This is a genomic window from Enterococcus sp. 125944 (assembly GCF_051909435.1).
GTDB classification, from domain to species: Bacteria; Bacillota; Bacilli; order Lactobacillales; family Enterococcaceae; genus Enterococcus_D; species Enterococcus_D gallinarum.
Genome location: NZ_JBQASY010000070.1, coordinates 1 through 473, shown reverse-complemented (window position 1 = coordinate 473; position 473 = coordinate 1). Strand labels below are relative to the sequence as shown.

The following is a 473-nucleotide window of genomic DNA, read 5'->3' as shown; positions in this document are numbered from 1 at the left end:
GAATTATCATAGAAAGGAGCAAATGAAGATGGCAGATACATTTCGAATTTACAAAGGTGATACTAAAATTGTTGAGGGAGCAAGTCCTTTATCGATTACAGGTATAGAGCCAGCTACAGAAGTGGCAGCCGGGGAGTATAAAGCAACAAGGGTACAAAATGGTAAAGAATCGGCAAAGGTCGATATTCCAGCATTTACTGTTAAGTCCGCAGAGACGTTTAGTGCTGATGTGGATGTAAAACCGACATCCTCTAACACCGTTGAAGAAATCAAAACGTGGTTAACAGCACATCACATTGATTATGCTGGAAAGACCGTTAAAGCAGATCTATTAGCTTTAGTACCGAAAGACTAGTCGATGTGACTAGTCTTTTTATATTGATTTTAGGAGGATTTATTGATGACTGAAAGAACAATCAAATTACGCTTACGAAATGCTAAAGGTGACGTTGAAGAATTTTTTCAAGACTTCG

1 protein-coding gene is annotated in these 473 nt (G+C 38.3%); it reads left to right on the top strand.

The window, feature by feature from the left end:
• The first annotated feature begins 28 nt into the window (after positions 1-28).
• The gene (locus tag ACTFWY_RS17830) at positions 29-355 is read left to right on the top strand and encodes a hypothetical protein (protein WP_252651062.1); all 327 of its coding nucleotides are present in this window, start codon (positions 29-31) and stop codon (positions 353-355) included.
• Positions 356-473 lie beyond the last annotated feature (118 nt).

What these genes read in the sequence shown, in the direction of transcription:
- ACTFWY_RS17830 (WP_252651062.1), top strand. Translation starts at nt 29, where the DNA reads ATGGCAGATACATTTCGAATTTACAAAGGTGATACTAAAATTGTTGAG.